This is a genomic window from Arthrobacter sp. TE12232 (assembly GCF_054062615.1).
On the sequence record NZ_JBSSFK010000001.1, the window covers coordinates 3149756 to 3164422 of the forward strand.

General features: G+C 68.7%; 16 protein-coding genes. 12 read left to right on the forward strand and 4 right to left on the reverse strand.

Annotation, left to right across the window (positions count from 1 at the left end; translation table 11 throughout):
- The first annotated feature begins 67 nt into the window (after window positions 1–67).
- The 5 genes from ACVWZ7_RS13975 to ACVWZ7_RS13995 all read left to right on the forward strand — a co-directional run bounded on the left by ACVWZ7_RS13975 (window position 68) and on the right by ACVWZ7_RS13995 (window position 4648).
- Window positions 68–856: an amino acid ABC transporter permease gene (locus ACVWZ7_RS13975; protein ID WP_116766251.1), complete on the forward strand. Its 789-nt coding sequence runs from the start codon at window positions 68–70 to the stop codon at window positions 854–856.
- On the forward strand, window positions 853–1632 hold the full coding sequence (locus ACVWZ7_RS13980; protein ID WP_456508212.1) for an amino acid ABC transporter ATP-binding protein: 780 nt from the start codon (window positions 853–855) through the stop codon (window positions 1630–1632). The genes ACVWZ7_RS13975 and ACVWZ7_RS13980 overlap by 4 nt, the downstream gene beginning before the upstream one ends.
- Entirely contained in the window at window positions 1632–2687 is a 1056-nt protein-coding gene (locus ACVWZ7_RS13985) for a Gfo/Idh/MocA family protein (RefSeq protein WP_456508213.1), read from the forward strand. Before ACVWZ7_RS13980 ends, ACVWZ7_RS13985 begins: the two co-directional genes overlap by 1 nt.
- 65 nt (window positions 2688–2752) lie before the next feature.
- Entirely contained in the window at window positions 2753–3874 is a 1122-nt protein-coding gene (locus ACVWZ7_RS13990) for an NAD(P)/FAD-dependent oxidoreductase (protein ID WP_456508214.1), read from the forward strand.
- A gap of 90 nt (window positions 3875–3964) precedes the next feature.
- A complete protein-coding gene (locus tag ACVWZ7_RS13995; protein WP_456508215.1) occupies window positions 3965–4648 on the forward strand; it encodes a hypothetical protein in 684 nt (227 codons plus the stop codon).
- Between the two features lie 140 nt (window positions 4649–4788).
- Here the strand turns inward: ACVWZ7_RS13995 and ACVWZ7_RS14000 are convergent, their stop codons facing one another.
- On the reverse strand, window positions 4789–5361 hold the full coding sequence (locus tag ACVWZ7_RS14000) for an MOSC domain-containing protein (protein ID WP_456508216.1): 573 nt from the start codon (window positions 5359–5361) through the stop codon (window positions 4789–4791).
- Window positions 5362–5607: 246 nt separating this feature from the next.
- On the opposite strand from ACVWZ7_RS14000, the gene ACVWZ7_RS14005 reads away from it, so the two are divergent.
- Window positions 5608–7581 carry an ATP-binding protein gene (locus tag ACVWZ7_RS14005; protein ID WP_344366894.1) on the forward strand — a complete coding sequence of 658 codons (1974 nt, stop codon included), beginning with the start codon at window positions 5608–5610 and terminating at the stop codon, window positions 7579–7581.
- A gap of 45 nt (window positions 7582–7626) precedes the next feature.
- Here the strand turns inward: ACVWZ7_RS14005 and ACVWZ7_RS14010 are convergent, their stop codons facing one another.
- A complete protein-coding gene (locus tag ACVWZ7_RS14010) occupies window positions 7627–8640 on the reverse strand; it encodes a medium chain dehydrogenase/reductase family protein (RefSeq protein WP_456508217.1) in 1014 nt (337 codons plus the stop codon).
- A gap of 204 nt (window positions 8641–8844) precedes the next feature.
- Between ACVWZ7_RS14010 and ACVWZ7_RS14015 the strand changes: the two genes are divergently transcribed.
- The 3 genes from ACVWZ7_RS14015 to ACVWZ7_RS14025 all read left to right on the forward strand — a co-directional run bounded on the left by ACVWZ7_RS14015 (window position 8845) and on the right by ACVWZ7_RS14025 (window position 10691).
- Window positions 8845–9294 carry an ArsR/SmtB family transcription factor gene (locus ACVWZ7_RS14015; RefSeq protein ID WP_456508218.1) on the forward strand — a complete coding sequence of 150 codons (450 nt, stop codon included), beginning with the start codon at window positions 8845–8847 and terminating at the stop codon, window positions 9292–9294.
- Window positions 9295–9313: 19 nt separating this feature from the next.
- Window positions 9314–9811, forward strand: coding sequence for an SRPBCC family protein (locus ACVWZ7_RS14020; protein WP_456508219.1), 498 nt, complete (start codon window positions 9314–9316; stop codon window positions 9809–9811).
- A 91-nt stretch (window positions 9812–9902) separates the two neighbouring features.
- Window positions 9903–10691 carry an alpha/beta fold hydrolase gene (locus tag ACVWZ7_RS14025; protein ID WP_344366885.1) on the forward strand — a complete coding sequence of 263 codons (789 nt, stop codon included), beginning with the start codon at window positions 9903–9905 and terminating at the stop codon, window positions 10689–10691.
- Window positions 10692–10698: 7 nt separating this feature from the next.
- Here the strand turns inward: ACVWZ7_RS14025 and ACVWZ7_RS14030 are convergent, their stop codons facing one another.
- Window positions 10699–11436 (reverse strand): TetR/AcrR family transcriptional regulator, encoded by a 738-nt coding sequence (locus ACVWZ7_RS14030; RefSeq protein ID WP_456508220.1) that lies wholly within the window; start codon window positions 11434–11436, stop codon window positions 10699–10701.
- Between the two features lie 134 nt (window positions 11437–11570).
- On the opposite strand from ACVWZ7_RS14030, the gene ACVWZ7_RS14035 reads away from it, so the two are divergent.
- Complete coding sequence (locus tag ACVWZ7_RS14035) at window positions 11571–12296, forward strand: DUF2306 domain-containing protein (protein ID WP_456508221.1); 726 nt, start codon at window positions 11571–11573, stop codon at window positions 12294–12296.
- Window positions 12297–12444: 148 nt separating this feature from the next.
- Window positions 12445–12984: a DinB family protein gene (locus tag ACVWZ7_RS14040; RefSeq protein WP_456508222.1), complete on the forward strand. Its 540-nt coding sequence runs from the start codon at window positions 12445–12447 to the stop codon at window positions 12982–12984.
- 106 nt (window positions 12985–13090) lie between these two features.
- On the opposite strand, the gene ACVWZ7_RS14045 is transcribed toward ACVWZ7_RS14040, so the two are convergent.
- Window positions 13091–13681, reverse strand: a complete 591-nt coding sequence (locus ACVWZ7_RS14045; protein WP_456508223.1) for a TetR family transcriptional regulator — start codon at window positions 13679–13681, stop codon at window positions 13091–13093.
- Window positions 13682–13887: 206 nt separating this feature from the next.
- Here ACVWZ7_RS14045 and ACVWZ7_RS14050 point away from each other — a divergent pair, with 206 nt between their 5' ends.
- The gene (locus tag ACVWZ7_RS14050) at window positions 13888–14667 is read left to right on the forward strand and encodes an SDR family NAD(P)-dependent oxidoreductase (protein ID WP_344366874.1); all 780 of its coding nucleotides are present in this window, start codon (window positions 13888–13890) and stop codon (window positions 14665–14667) included.

Sequence of the window (14667 nt, forward strand, 5' to 3'; positions counted from 1 at the left end):
CTGACCGGGCGGGCCGCGCAGCGCGGCCCGTCCGGGATCCACAAGCTACCTACGTCTGAGAGCAACCATGGACTGGTTAAGCACCATCACCCGCACCTTCTTCGACTTCGACGCAATGGCCGAAGTCCTGCCCCAGCTTCTGGGAGTCGGTCTCCTCAACACCCTCATCATCTCCATCGCGGCAACGATCATCGGAGTTGCCCTCGGCATGATCGTTGCGGTGATGGGAATATCCCCCTCCAAGTGGCTGCGGGTCCCGGCGCGGATCTACACGGACCTCTTCCGCGGCCTCCCGGCCATCCTGACCATCCTGCTGATCGGCCAGGGATTCGCCCGCTTCAGCCAGTCGATCTTCGGCCCGTCGCCGTACCCCCTGGGAATCATCGCGTTGAGCCTGATTGCCAGCGCCTACATCGGCGAAATCTTCCGCGCCGGTATCCAGAGCGTGGACAAAGGCCAGGGAGAGGCCTGCCGTGCCCTGGGCATGAGCTACGCAAAATCCATGGCCCTCGTGGTGGTTCCGCAAGGCGTCCGCCGGGTCCTCCCGGCGCTGGTGAACCAGTTCATCGCGATCGTCAAGGATTCCTCGCTGGTCTACTTTCTGGGCCTGCTGGTCACCGAACGGGAGCTCTTCCGCGTCGGCCAGGACGCCGCCGTCCTCTCCGGCAACCTCTCGCCCCTGGTCATGGCCGGAATCTTCTACCTGCTGATCACGGTGCCCCTGACCCACCTGGTCAACCACTTCGACAACCGCTTCCGCACCGGCCGGCGCCGCCCCGCCGCACCCAGCAGCGGTCTCAAGGAAGTCAAGGAACTCGCCGCGGCCTCGCCGCTGACCACCGGGAGCAACACATGAGCCTCGCCAGCAACACCACACAGAACACCGCCCCGGACATCGAGACCTTCCACGGCTCCAGCCTGGAACTGAAGAACCTCACCATGGCCTACAGCGACATCGAGGTGCTCCGCAACGTCAGCCTCACCGTCGCACCGGGCACCACCACGTGCATCATCGGGCCCTCCGGCTCCGGCAAGTCCACCCTCCTGCGCGGCGTCAACCGGCTGCACGAACCCAAAAGCGGGGACGTGCTCCTGGCCGGCGAGAGCGCCCTGGCGGTCAAGCCGGACATCCTGCGCGCCCGCATCGGCATGGTGTTCCAGCACTTCAACCTCTTTCCGGACCACACCGCCCTCGAGAACGTGGCCCTGGCCCTCTGGAGCGTCAAAGGCATGCCCAAAGCCGAAGCCAGGGAACGCGCCCGCCGCCGCCTCGCCGAGGTCGGCCTCGCCGAACGCGCCGACCACCGCCCCCGCGACCTCTCCGGCGGACAACAGCAGCGCGTGGCGATCGCCCGCGCCCTGGCCATGGAACCGGAAGTCATGCTCTTCGACGAGGCCACCAGCGCCCTGGACCCGGAACTGGTCAAAGGGGTGTTGAACCTCATGGCAGGCCTGGGTCGCCGCGGCATGACCATGCTTGTGGTCACGCACGAGATGGGATTCGCCCGCAAAGTCGCCGACCAGGTCGTCTTCATGGACGAAGGAGAGGTCGTCGAGTCCGGATCCCCCGCCGACCTCTTCGACAACCCCCGAAGCGAACGCCTCCAGCGCTTCCTCTCGGAAGTGCTCTGATGGAGACCCTCAAGGGAAACGCAGGAGCGGCACCCGTCCGCACCGCCGTCGTCGGCTTCGGAATCTCGGGCAAAGTCTTCCATGCGCCGCTGATCTCGGCGCATCCCGGCTACTCGCTGGACGTGATCGTCACGGCGGATCCGGTCCGCGCTGCGGAAGCGGCACGGCTCTACCCTGACACCCGGATCGTCCCGACGCCGGAGGCCCTGTTCGACCTCGCCGGCGACCTTGACCTCGTGGTCCTCGGCACGCCCCCGCTGACCCACTTCGACCTCGCTGCAACCGCGATGGCCCGTGGCCTCCACGTGGTGGTGGACAAGCCGTTCGTCACGACGGCGGCCGAGGGCGAGGCGCTCATCGCCCGGGCGTCCGACGCCGGGGTGCAGCTCACGGTATTTCAGAACCGGCGGTGGGACGCCGACTTCCTGACGCTCCGCAGGCTTCTCCGGGAAGGCGCAGTGGGGGAGGTCCGCACCTTCGAGTCGCGCTTTGAGTGGTGGCGGCCGGAAGGCTTCGGGAACTGGCGGGACACCGCGGCAGTGTCCGACGGCGGCGGCATCCTCAACGACCTCGGCGCCCACCTGATCGACCAGGCCATCCAGCTCTTTGGTGCTGTGACGGAAAGCTATGGGGAGACCGCGAACCGCGGCCCGGACCCGGACGGCGCCGACACCGAGGCCTTCGTGTCCCTGCTCCATGAATCCGGGGTCCGATCGCGGCTGTGGATGAACGGCATGGCGGCCCAGGTGGGCCCGCGGTTTCATGTCCTGGGCTCCGAGGCCGGCTACACGAAGTGGGGCCTGGACAGCCAGGAGCCAGCCCTCGCAGCCGGCATGACGTCCTCGGATCCCGCGTACGGCGTCGACCCCGAGGAATCCTGGGGGCGCGTCGGAGTCGATGGCGCCACCCAACCCGTCCCTGCCCAGACGGGCGCCTATCCCGAGTTCTACACCCGGCTGGCAGGAGCCCTCCGAGGCGAAGGCCCGCTACCCGTGGACCCCGCAGAGTCCCTCGAAGTCCTGAAGGTCATCGACACGATCCGCGCCTTCGCCTAGCCACACTGCGCCCCGGCCAAGGCCCGGGCGCACCCCAAACCCACTACGCAACGAAAGGGAGACCCATGTCCTCCACGCCCTCAACCAAACGCGTCGCAGTCATCGGCGGCGGCATCCTCGGCGTCTCCACCGCCGTCCACCTGCTCCGCGCAGGCGCCTCCGTCATTCTCCTGAGCGAACGCGGCCTGGCCAGCGAGGCCACGGGCCGCTCGCTGTCGTGGCTGAACTCGGCCGGAGAACGGTCCACCCCGTACCACCAGCTCCGGGTCGCCGGCGTGGACCGCTACCGCACCCTCTTCGCCGCGGACCCGGACCGGGACTGGCTGCAGTTCGGCGGAGGTCTCATGTGGAACGCCGCCGGACAGGCGGCGGCCACGGAAGCCCGCCACGACTACGAAGAATCCATCGGCTACAACTCCCAGCTCCTTGCCCCCGAACAGATTCCCGCGGCCACGCACGGCATCGATCCGGACGCCGTGCCGGAGAACGCCATCTTCAACCCCGGCGAGGGCTGGGTCAGCCTGCCCGAACTCGTAGACTTCCTGATGGAAGAGTTCCATGCCCTGGGCGGCGAACTCGTCCTCAACGCCGGAAAAGTCTCCGTCACGGTCGACGGCGGCCGGGCCGCCGGCGTCGAGACGACAGCAGGTGAAACCTTTGAGGCGGACGCGGTGCTGGTGGCGTGCGGTGCCGCAACGCCGGCCGTCGTCGCGCCCCTCGGCGTCGACATCCCGAACGGGTCCCCGGTCTCCATGCTGGTGGTGACCAAACCCGTGGAGCACGGTCTGCAGGCCGTGCTGAACACCCCTCGGGCCGCCGTCCGGCCCAACCCCGGCAACACACTCGCCCTGGACCACGACTGGTACGAAGAGCACATCACCGAACACGCCGACGGCTCCTTCAGCATCCCCGATGACGTCGTCCAGGAACTCGCCGACGAAGCCTCCAAGCTCATCGCCGGCAACCCCGAACTCAAGCCTGCCTCCTGGAAGATCGGTTACAAGCCCATCCCGGGCGACGGCGAGCCGGTCCTCGGCGAGCTCGGCCAGGTGCCCGGCTGCTTCGTGGCCTTCACACACTCGGGGGCCACGCTGGGCCTCATCGCCGGCGAACTGCTCGCGGGCGAGATCATGACCGGCAAGAAACACCCCATGCTCGCCACGTTCCGGCCGGGACGCTTCTCCTAGGCACTGCCATCAGAGGCCGAGCCGTGCCCGTCACGGCTCGGCTATGGTGGCTTCAACTGCGCAATGGTCGCAGGAACCTGAAGGAGCAACTTGTTCGCCGAGACGTCCGCCGCGCTTGCCGGGCTGGCCCTGATCGCCGTCGAGCTCATCCGGTCAGTTCCCGCGCTCCTGCGGGTGCAGCGCACCGGGACCAGCGACGGGGTCAGCGGCTTGAGCCTGGGCGTGCTCGCCGGCACCGGACTGGGCTGGCTGGCTCTGGCGTTGTTGGTCCAGAGCTGGTGGGTGCTAGCCGCCAACATGCTGTGGATCGTGATCCACGCAGTCCTGTGCCGGGAAGTGGCCCGGACCGATACCCGGAAGAGACGCGAAATTGTCCTGGCCGGGGCCGGCTCGGCGGCGGCCCTCGCCGTTGCCACGATCGGCGCCCGGTTCTTCATGCCCGTGCAGGACGCCCTCGGGCTCATGCTGGGCGTATCGACCCTTTTCTACGCCGTCCCCGCCGCGTACGAGGGCCTGGTCAGCGCCTCCACCCGCGGCCTGAGTCTGCTCTCCCTGGGCGTGAACACCCTGGAAGGCAGCATTTACTTCCTGGCCGGCATCGCCGTGCTGAAGATCGCCGAGCCGGGGGACCCCGTGTTCGGCTTCGCGTTCTTCGGGGTGGTGAGCATCGCCTCGAACGGCGTGCGGTTTGTGCGGGTCGCGTACCGGCGGATCAAAGGGCTGGACCAGGCCTGGCCGCGGTCGGCCGCGCCCGCCGCCGCAGCTCAGCCGTAGCGCCGCCGTACGCAGCAGAAGCCTCCGGTCCGGATTCGCCGGAAACCTGTGTGCTCGCCGGAAGCTTCCGGCGAATTGGCAGCCTTCCGGCGAAATCGGCTGTGGCTGTGAGCCCCGGACCCTGCGCAATCCGGTTACTGCTACGGCAGGCGTGTCGGCCGGAGCACCACAGCGTGGCCGGCTTTCTCGGGCTCGAGCGGGACAGGGCTGACCAGCACGGCCGGCCCGCGGCTCAGAAAGCCGTCCGAGAGCGGCTGGCAACGCACGCCACCCCGACCCCGCATGGCGGCGTGGGCTCCGGGCGCGAGCATCCGGTCCATCCACGCGCAGGGATGGGCGGGCCGTCCGGCCCGGAACCGGACCACATCCCCTTGCGATTCGAGCGCGAAGTCTTGACCCAGCAGGGGAGCCAGGTGGGCGCCACGGATGACCACATTGCGCCGGGTCAGGAGCGGGTCAAAGGGCCCGGCCCCCAGCTCCGCGGCCATCGCCTCGAGGGCTTCGACCGCGAGGATGGTGACGGCGGCGTCCATGTGCGCGGCCCGGCCGAAGAACCGGTCGCCGACGATGCCCTTGCCAGCCACCACCTCGACCCGGTCCGCGTCCGTGGTGGGCACATCTGCCGCACCGTCCCGCGCGCGGCCGAAGTAGGCGTGCGCCGGCGAGACGAGAAGATGGAGGATCCCGACGTCGTACCTGTAGCTTGCCGTCATCCCCTAAAACTATCCTCCATCACACAGACTCGGCACCATGCACGGCTCGGCGGCCCCACGCCGAGGCTGCGCGCCGGATTCGCCGGAAACGTGCGAGCTCGCCGGAAGATTTCCGCGAATCGGCAGCTTTCCGGCGAACTCGGCCGTGGGGAACGGTGTTGGCGCCCAAACTGCTACGCTCCACGTATCGGCCCGGTCCGGTGCCGACGGCGCAGCAACAGCGAAGTTGTGAGCGAGGTAAAGAGCATGACGGTTGCCGAAATCCAAGTGGACCAGCGGGTGATCGGGATTGACTCCCGGCGCTTCGCCTCGGTGGAGAAGGCGCTGGTGGAACTGATCACCAACAGCGACGACAGCTACGCCCGGCTGGAGAAGGCCGGGGCGTCCGTGACCGGCCGGATCCGCGTCGGCTACGAGCGCCACCACGCCGGGGCCGTGCTGATGGTCAGCGACCAGGCGGAGGGCATGTCCTTCGAGCAGGCCGGACGCATCCTCAGCTACGGCGGCGCACACAGCCCGCTCGCCCGCGGTGAAGGCGCCGGCCGCGGGTACTTCGGCCGCGGGCTCAAGCAGGCCATCTTCGGTCTGGGCCACGGCTGGATCGAGACCATCCAGAACGGCCGGTTCACCCGCATCGACGTCTTCCGCGGCGAGAACGGCGGCTACCTCTACGACGACGACGGCGCAGACCGCCGCGCCTTCCCCGCCGACTACGCCCGGCTGGGCATCCCCGCCGGGGACATCGACGCCGGCGCCGACGGTACGGACGGCGCCGCCGGCAACGGCACCCGGGTGACGATCGTCGTCGACAATCCCCACGTCACGATCACCCAGCACTCGACCTTGCTGCAGTCGCTCTCGGACAACATCTACCTGCGGGACGTCCTGGACCGGCGCGAGGTGGAGCTGGTGCACGGACGCCCCGGCGCCGAGGACTACGGCAGCGAGAACATCCGTTTCCACGAACCGCCGGCCAGTGTGCTCCTCGGCCCCGACCAGCCGGGAAGCTTCAGCCTTGATGGTGAGGAGTTCCCGTTCACCGTCACGCTCAAGCGGGCACGGGACGTGGAACTGACGCTCAAGGGCGACGAACGCACTGCCGGCCTGGTGGTCGAATCCGGCATGGCCGTGCTCGACTGCCAACTGTTCGAGTACGAGAACCAGGTAGGCACGGAATACCTCTTCGGCACCGTGCGCTGCCCGGCACTGACCGAGATGCTGGGCCGGGGCAAGGCGATCATCAGCGACGAGCGGGAGGGTCTGAATCTCAAGGACCCCTTCGTTGCAGCCTTCTCCCGCGCCGTCAGCCGGATGATCGCCGGCCCCGTGCAGGCTGAGAAGGAAAAGCTCACCCACCTGGAACGCGCCACGACGTCGGGGCGGACCGCGGAGATGATCGAGCACCTGCTGCAGCACATGAGCGAGGCAGCCGTCATCGATTTGGGGCTGGAGACGGCGCCGGCGCTCCGGAACGGCGACGGCACGGCGGCGGCACCGCCGGCGGCCCTGCGGTTCACCACGCCCTTCTACTACCGCCCGCCGGGGCATCCGTTCCATGTCGCGCTGCTGCTGGATCCGGGCCAGCTGCCCGACGCCGGGACGCTCACCTTTGAGCTCGCGTTGCCCGGTTCACTGCGGATTGACCCCACACCCGCCCCGGTCCCGGTCAGCGCGCTCAGGGACACGCGGAGGATCGAGTGGACCATGGCGGGGGACCGGTCGGGGGAGCACGGCGAGATCACTGTCCGGGCTGGCGACTACTGGGCATTGTGCGAGATCGTCATCGCTGAACACGCCTCCCGCCGCAGCACCGACCAGCCGCCGCACCACGCCATCGCCACCGACGCCTCGGCGCAACAGGCGGCGCACCGCGAGGTCCACCGCCCGAGCCGGGATCACGGCGTCGACCTCTTCACCGGCTACGACTTCCGCACCCTGCACAACAGCGCGGACCGTGCCGTCTACAGCCCCGCGGAGCGCAAGGTCATCATCAACACCGGCGCCCCGACGGTCCAGCTGTATGTCGACGGCCGCGGCCGTTTCCGGGATTCCGCCCGGCTGTTACTGGCCGAGCTCTTCCTGGATGTGATCTCGGACGAGCTGGCCAGGCGCCGCGTGGAACAGCACGGGCATGCGGGCGACCTTAAGGCCTTCCAGGCCGCCAAACGGGACATCATCCGTCGTTACGGGAGCGACATCCACCGCACGTTCCTGGGCTAGGCGCCGCCGGAGTTCGCGCGGTGACCCGGCGGTGACCGTGCCGGATTAGGGGACGAGCACGATTTTCCCTGTAGCCGCCATGCTCCCCAGCAGCTCAGGGGCGCGCCGGGCCTCCGAAAGCGGCAGCCGCTCGGCCACCACAGGGTGGATCTCGCCACGGCGGAGCATCTCGAGGAGCACCAGGAAATCCGCTTGGAACCAGTCCTGGTGATGGATGCGCAACTTCTGGATTCGGTAGGACAGCACCTTTCGGCGGGGCGAAAGCCAGCCCCAGAGGGCGACGCTCCCGGTTGCCGCGTACCAGGCGACCACCCCGGGCCAGTTCTTGCGCCCCTTTGCGATGGTGGCATAGCGGCCGAACACCACGAGCCGTCCGCCGGGCCGGAGTGCGCGGAAGGAACGTAGCGACAACGCGCCGCCGATCCCGTCGAGGGCTATGTCTACGCCGTCGCCGGTGAGCCCGCGGAGCCGGGCCAGGAAGTCCTCGTTCTTGTAGTCGATTGCCACCGCGCCGAGCCGCTCCACGGCAGCACGGTCCCGGCCGGCAGCAGTCCCGTAGAGGCGGAGGCCGGCCAGCGCTCCGAGCTCGAGGATCGCTGTGCCCACCCGGCCGGCCGCGCCGTGCACCAGAACGCTCTCCCCGGGCTTCGCCTTGGCCGTGCGGTGCAGCAACTGGTAGGCGGTCATGTAGGGGAAGACGAGGCTCACGACCTCGGCCGGGTCGAGGTCCTCGGGCACCTCCACCGCATACACTTCCGGCACGCAGACCTTCTCGGCGTTGGCGCCCCACACTGTCAGCGCGCCGATGCGGTCTCCCACGCGTATCCGCGAGCAGCCGGGTCCGAGTTCATCGACGACGCCGACGAGCTCGTAGCCGGGCGTGAACGGCGGCTTCGGCCCGCCGAGATAGGTACCGGCCCGCAGTTGTGCGTCGGTGAACGAGACGCCGGAGGCGAGGACCCTGACGCGGACTTCACCCGGACCCGGGCGGGGATCCTCGACCTCCACCACATTCAAGACCTCGGGGCCGCCGAAGCGGTCGATCACTACACGCTTCATGGGCTCACTCTACGCCCGGCGCGCGGCCGGCACACCGGGTCCATCCGGCACGGATGTCTCCGGCAACAGGCACACGACTTCGCCGGACCCCTGTGAGGTCGCCGTAAGCTTCCGGCGAATTGGCGGGCCTCCGGCGAACTCGGCGTCCCGGGCCACGAGCCACCCCATTGACTCCTCAGAAACGCCGGACTATCCTACAACCAAATGGTTGTAGATCAGCGCAGGAATCAGCTCGGCGAACCGCTCAGCGACGAAGAACTTGACCATCTGTTCCAGGCATTCGCCGATACGACCCGACGGGACATTGTGCGCCGGGTGACGGTGGGCGAGTACTCGGTCTCCGGACTGGCTGCCCTCTACGCCATGAGTTTCGCGGCCGTCCAGAAGCACGTGGCGGTGCTCGAACGGGCTTCGCTGGTCTCGAAGGAGAAGCGGGGAAGGGAACAGATTGTGCGGGCCAACCATGACGGGCTACAAAAGGCCCGCCGCCTGCTCGATGAGTACGAGGTCATCTGGCGGCAGCGGACCGACAGGATCGCCGACCTGCTCGCCGAGACAGCCGGCCCGCAACCAGGCCAGACAGAACCAGGCAAGACGCAATCAGACAGGACCGAAGCAGGCACGAAACAGGCAAGGAACACGCAGCAACGCTGAAGGATAGGAAGGGTTTGTCATGACCGTTGTCAGTTCAGTCAAGAATCTTGAGGCGCTGAGCCTCACCGTGGTAGCCGAATTCGACGCCGGCGTGGAGCGCGTCTGGCAGATATGGGAAGACCCGCGCCAGCTCGAGCGCTGGTGGGGCCCGCCCACGTGGCCGGCCACGTTCGAGAAGCACGACTTCGTCCCCGGCGGCGAGGCCACCTATTTCATGACGGGCCCCGAGGGGGAGAAGGCCCGTGGCTGGTGGCGGTTCGTCGCCATCGACGCCCCGCACCGTCTGGAGTTCGATGACGGCTTCTCGGACGACAAGGGCGACCCCGTGGCCGACATGGGCAGCATCCACGGGGTCGTGACTCTGGAACCGATCGGCAGCCGCACCCGGATGACCGTCCTGTCCACCTTCGAGGCCGAGGAACAGATGGAGCAGATCGTCGCCATGGGCATGGAAGAGGGCATGAACCAGGCCCTGGGCCAGGTGGACGCGATCCTCGCCGAATCCGTCAACGCCTGAGCTGCAACGACAGCGGACGACGGCGGGAAACCTCCCGCCGTCGTCCGCATTGGCCCTATTCAGCCCGCCGCGTGCGGCGTTAGGATGCCTTGTGACTTTCACCCACGGTTACGCGGCCAATGGCGATCTCCGCATGTACTACGAGGTCCACGGTCACCCGCGGGCCGACAAGCCCCCGCTGCTGCTCATCCCCGGCGGAGGGTCGACCATCGAGACGAACTTCGCCGGCCTCATCCCGGCGCTGCTGGCCGAGAGTCTCCAGGTAATCGCCGTCGATGAAGAAGGGCACGGCCGGACCGCGGCGACCGGCCGCCCGCTCACCGCTGAAAACTCCGCCGACGACGTCAAAGCCGTGCTCGACGAGCTCAGGGTGGACTCCGTGGACGTGCTCGGTTTCAGCGCCGGCGGCCATACCGCGCTGGCGCTGGCGATGCGGTATCCGGCCTCCGTGCGGTGCCTGATTGCCGCCTCCACCTTCGTCAGCCGGGACGCGGTCAGCGACGAGTTCTGGGACGGCATGGCGAAGGGCACCCTTGCCGAAATGCCAGAGGCGCTTAAGAATGCGGACCGCCGGCTGAATCCGGAGCCCGGACACCTCGAGCGGCTGTTCGAGCTGGACCGTCAGCGCATCCTGACCTTCGCCGGCTGGCCGGACGATGACCTGCGCCGCATCACGGCCCGCACCCTCGTCCTGGGCGCCGACCGCGACGTCATGAGCCCAGAACACGCCGTGCGGATGTCCCGTGTCATTCCCGGAGCGCGCCTGATGATCGTGCCGGGTGGCCATGGCGATTACCTCGGCGAACTGTCTGCGAGCGGCGGCGACCTGACGGCCATGCGGACCATCGTCCCCTACCTGCTGCGGTTCCTGGAGGAGTAGGGCGCGGTCAGGGCTCTGCCGGCGTCGAGGTCTTTTTCGGCATGGAAGTCCAGTGCTGCCGGTGCAGGCGTTCAAAGCCCTCCAGGAGCAGATCCAGCGCGAACTCAAACTCGAACTGGTCATCGCAGCCCTGCCCCGCCACGGAGTCCTCGTGCGCGGACGAGGTGGCGACCTTCAGGATGTTCGGATACCGCTCGGCCATCTCGCGGAACATGGCGGCCTGCGCCTCCGGCGGCAGATCCGCCGTCCCCTCCGCCGTCCCGCCGGCGGAGTCAGGGAACAGCTCCTGGGTGAACCCCCACATGCGGCTGCCCAGGGCATGCATGACGTGGTGGGTCAGATCGACGGAGAAGCCGCCGGCCAGGAACATCCCGATGAACGAATCCATGTACCCAAGGACCGCCGGCGTCTTGTTGGTGCGCGACTCCAGGACCTGACGGGCCCACGGGTGACGCAGGAGCGCCCGCCGGGCCGAGAGCACCCTCAGCCGCACTGCGTCCTTCCAGTCGGCATCGCGGGCGGGAGGATCGATCTCGCTGACGAGCGCATCCACCATGCCGTCGAGGAGTTCCTCCTTGTTGGCCACGTGCTTGTACAGCGCCATCGGCACGACGCCGAGTTCCTGGGCCAGCCGCCGCATGCTCAGCGCCTCGATCCCCACCTCGTCGGCCAGTACGACGGCGGCCGTGAGTACTCGGTCCCGGCTCAGGGGGATCCGGCGCGTGCGTTCCGCTTGCTGGGTCATCCGGCCACCTTTCCCTAGCGGTCTCCTCTTGACGAGTGTACGGCGTACACCTAGCGTTGTGCGCATCAGGTGTACGCCGTACACCACGAGCCGCGCGACACAGGCCGTGGGCCGCTCCAGCGAAGGACCAAGCCATGACAATTCATGCCAGCAGCGCTCCCGTGTCCCGCGTCCGCCGTCGCCCCCAGTGGCCGGTGCCCGCCGGATTAATTTTTCTCAGCCTCATCCCCGTCATTGCTGGTGCGGTAAGGCTGACGGAACTGACCGGCGGTGCCGCCATCACGCCGCAGAACGCCCGGTTCTTCGCCTCGCCTGTTCCCGTGGTGACGCACATTGTCTGCGTCACCACCTACAGCCTGCTCGGGGCATTCCAGTTCCTGCCCTCGCTGCGGGGCCGCCGCGGCTGGCACCGCATCGCCGGCCGCATCCTTGCACCCGCGGGCCTGCTGGCCGCCCTGTCCGGTTTGTGGATGGCCGCCTTCTATCCGCTGCCGCCCGGCGACGGCCCGGCGCTCTTCGTCCTGCGGCTCGTCTTCGGCTCGGCCATGGCGGCGAGCATTGTCCTGGGAGTCGTCGCCATTGTGCGCCGGGACTTCGTGCGGCATGGAGCATGGATGACCCGCGGCTACGCGATAGGTGTCGCCGCGGGAACGCAGGCGCTGGTGAGCCTGCCGTGGATACTGCTGGTCGGCCCGCCCGACGAGCCGACCCGGGCGGCGCTGCTGGGATCGGCCTGGGTGATCAATGTTGCGGTGGCCGAGTTCGTCATCCGCCGCCGCACGCAACGGGCCACGAGGGTGCCGCGGCCTTCCGGGCGGAAAGTCGCAGGTCATGAACCGGTGAGGCGGACGACGGCGTGAGGCGCCCGCCGTCGTCGAGGTAGCCGGAAGCGTGTCGGTTCGCCTTAATTTCCCGGCGACTCGGAGAGTTTCCGGCGAGTTCGAGGCTGGCGAGGCGTCGGCGGCGCGCCCCACGGACGCCGGATGGCAGGCCGCTAGACTCACGCGCATGACGATTGTGGACGATCAGGGGCGCCCGGAGCCTCCCCTTGCCGCCGATGAAACCGCGACCCTCCTGGGTTTCCTGGACTTTCAGCGGGCCACGCTGGCGTGGAAGTGCGCCGGGCTGGAAGCCGCCGGCCTCCGGGCGACGACCGCTGCCTCATCGATGACCCTGGGCGGGCTGCTGAAGCACATGGCCTACGTGGAAGGCGAATGGTTTTCCCGTTCCCTGCACGCGCGGGACCGGGAGGCTCAGTTCGGCACCGTGGACTGGAAGGCCGACCCGGACTGGGACTGGCATTCCGCCGCCGAGGACACCCCGGACCAGTTGCGCAACCTGTGGCAGGGCGCCGTCGACCGCTCCCGGGAACGCCTCGCGGATGCCCTGGCCAGCGGCGGCCTGGACCAACTGGCCCGGCGCTCGTGGCCGGATGGCTCGGCGCCGAGCCTACGCTGGATCCTGTGCCACATGATCGAGGAGTATGCCCGGCACAACGGCCACGCCGACCTCCTCCGCGAAGCGGTGGACGGGCAGACCGGGGAGTAGCCGCGGCGGCCACAGCGTTCCCCGGGCGTTTTCGGCGGGGAGTCCGACGGCGCCACTCGCCCGCCGCCGGTGTCTTCAGGGAGTCCTGCGCGTCTTTCGAAGACTCCTACGCGTCGGGCATCTGCAGCACGGTCAGGGCGGCCAGCAGGTATGGCGCGGGATCGGGATCGCTGCCGGCGGCCCACTGCATCCAGGCCTCGAACGTTGCCCCGAGATAGGCCGCGCAGAGGTAGCCGGCCATGTCGTCGCGGACGCCGAGCGTGATCAAATACCGGCGGCCCCGCTCGCGCTGGGGGGCGAGGGCGGCGTAGCTCCGGCTGGCGAGTTCCGGGTGTTCGGCGATGAGCCGCAGGCGCCCGCGGGTAAGGGCGAGGTCCGGAAGCGCGGCTGCCCCGGCGACGGCCGCCGCGCTCAGTCCCGCCCGGATCTGCGCCGCACCCGTCCCTGGCCGGAGCCCATCGTCGGACGCGCCAGCGGGCCCGCCGTCGGACGCGCCAGCGGCCCCGTCGTCGGACTTGCCAACGGGGCCGCCGCCGTCGCCCGCGCTGTCCAGTTCTCTTCCCAGAGCCCGGTCCAGTGCCCGGCCGGCGGCCTCCGTGACCGGCTCGATGCCGCCCCAGACGAGGTCGGCCTTGCTGGCGAAGTAGCGGTAAAGGCTTTTGCGCCCGATCCCGGCCGCGCCCGCGATGTCCTCCATGGACGTCTGTTCGTAGCCGCGCTCGGCGAACAGGCACAGGGCGATGCGGGCGACGGCGTCGGGGTCCGATCGTCGCCGGCCGCCCGGCGGCGCGCGCGGCGGCGGGCTGGTGGTCCTCGGAGGGCTGGCCGGTATTCACCCTTACATAATGACACAGAGTGTCATAAGGTGAGCCTGTCAGCATCCTCAACGTCTGGAAGGACATCATGGGCAACGAAGCTTCATGGCAGGAAACCGTCACCGCGGGCCGCTTTGCGGGCAAGACCGTCATCGTCACGGGTGCGGGATCGGGCATTGGACAGGCCACGGCCCTCCGCGTCGCGCGGGAGGGCGGCCGGGTGATCGCGGCCGACATCAGCAAGGAACGCCTGGACGCCCTCGTGCAGGACAACGCCGGCCTGGACCTGGTTCCCGTGCCCGGCGACATCTCCACTGAGGAAACCGTTGCCGCCGTCGTGGCCGCGGCGGGCGGGCGCGTTGATGCGCTGGCGAACGTCGCCGGGATCATGGACAACTTCACGCCGATCCACGAGGTGGACGACGAAACCTGGGAGCGGGTTTTCCGGATCAACGTCACGGCCCTCATGCGCCTGACCCGCGCCGTCGTGCCGCTCATGCTAGAGGCCGGCACCGGTTCCGTAGTTAACATCGCCTCCGAGGCCGGGCTGCGCGGGTCCGCCGCCGGCGCCACCTACACGGCGTCCAAGCACGCTGTCATCGGCCTGACCAAGAACTCCGCCGTGATGTACGGGCCGAAGGGCCTGCGGTTCAACGCAGTGGCCCCAGGTGCCACCATCACGAACATCGAGGCCCCGTGGGGATCCGAGCTCGGTGCCGCGCGCCTCCAGCCGCTCATGGGCGTGAACATCCCGGCCCCCGCCACCGCGGCGCAGCTGGCAGCCTCGATCACCTTCCTGCTCAGCGACGACGGCACCAACGTCAACGGCGCGGTCCTCGCGTCCGACGGCGGCTGGTCGGCGGTCTAA

Bases quoted from the DNA above. Each gene is read 5' to 3' on its own strand.
- ACVWZ7_RS13975 (WP_116766251.1), top strand. From the start codon at position 68: ATGGACTGGTTAAGCACCATCACCCGCACCTTCTTCGACTTCGACGCA.
- ACVWZ7_RS13980 (WP_456508212.1), top strand. From the start codon at position 853: ATGAGCCTCGCCAGCAACACCACACAGAACACCGCCCCGGACATCGAG.
- ACVWZ7_RS13985 (WP_456508213.1), top strand. From the start codon at position 1,632: ATGGAGACCCTCAAGGGAAACGCAGGAGCGGCACCCGTCCGCACCGCC.
- ACVWZ7_RS13990 (WP_456508214.1), top strand. From the start codon at position 2,753: ATGTCCTCCACGCCCTCAACCAAACGCGTCGCAGTCATCGGCGGCGGC.
- ACVWZ7_RS14000 (WP_456508216.1), bottom strand. From the start codon at position 5,361: ATGACGGCAAGCTACAGGTACGACGTCGGGATCCTCCATCTTCTCGTC.
- ACVWZ7_RS14005 (WP_344366894.1), top strand. From the start codon at position 5,608: ATGACGGTTGCCGAAATCCAAGTGGACCAGCGGGTGATCGGGATTGAC.
- ACVWZ7_RS14010 (WP_456508217.1), bottom strand. From the start codon at position 8,640: ATGAAGCGTGTAGTGATCGACCGCTTCGGCGGCCCCGAGGTCTTGAAT.
- ACVWZ7_RS14015 (WP_456508218.1), top strand. From the start codon at position 8,845: ATGGTTGTAGATCAGCGCAGGAATCAGCTCGGCGAACCGCTCAGCGAC.
- ACVWZ7_RS14020 (WP_456508219.1), top strand. From the start codon at position 9,314: ATGACCGTTGTCAGTTCAGTCAAGAATCTTGAGGCGCTGAGCCTCACC.
- ACVWZ7_RS14030 (WP_456508220.1), bottom strand. From the start codon at position 11,436: ATGACCCAGCAAGCGGAACGCACGCGCCGGATCCCCCTGAGCCGGGAC.
- ACVWZ7_RS14035 (WP_456508221.1), top strand. From the start codon at position 11,571: ATGACAATTCATGCCAGCAGCGCTCCCGTGTCCCGCGTCCGCCGTCGC.
- ACVWZ7_RS14040 (WP_456508222.1), top strand. From the start codon at position 12,445: ATGACGATTGTGGACGATCAGGGGCGCCCGGAGCCTCCCCTTGCCGCC.
- ACVWZ7_RS14045 (WP_456508223.1), bottom strand. From the start codon at position 13,681: ATGGAGGACATCGCGGGCGCGGCCGGGATCGGGCGCAAAAGCCTTTAC.
- ACVWZ7_RS14050 (WP_344366874.1), top strand. From the start codon at position 13,888: ATGGGCAACGAAGCTTCATGGCAGGAAACCGTCACCGCGGGCCGCTTT.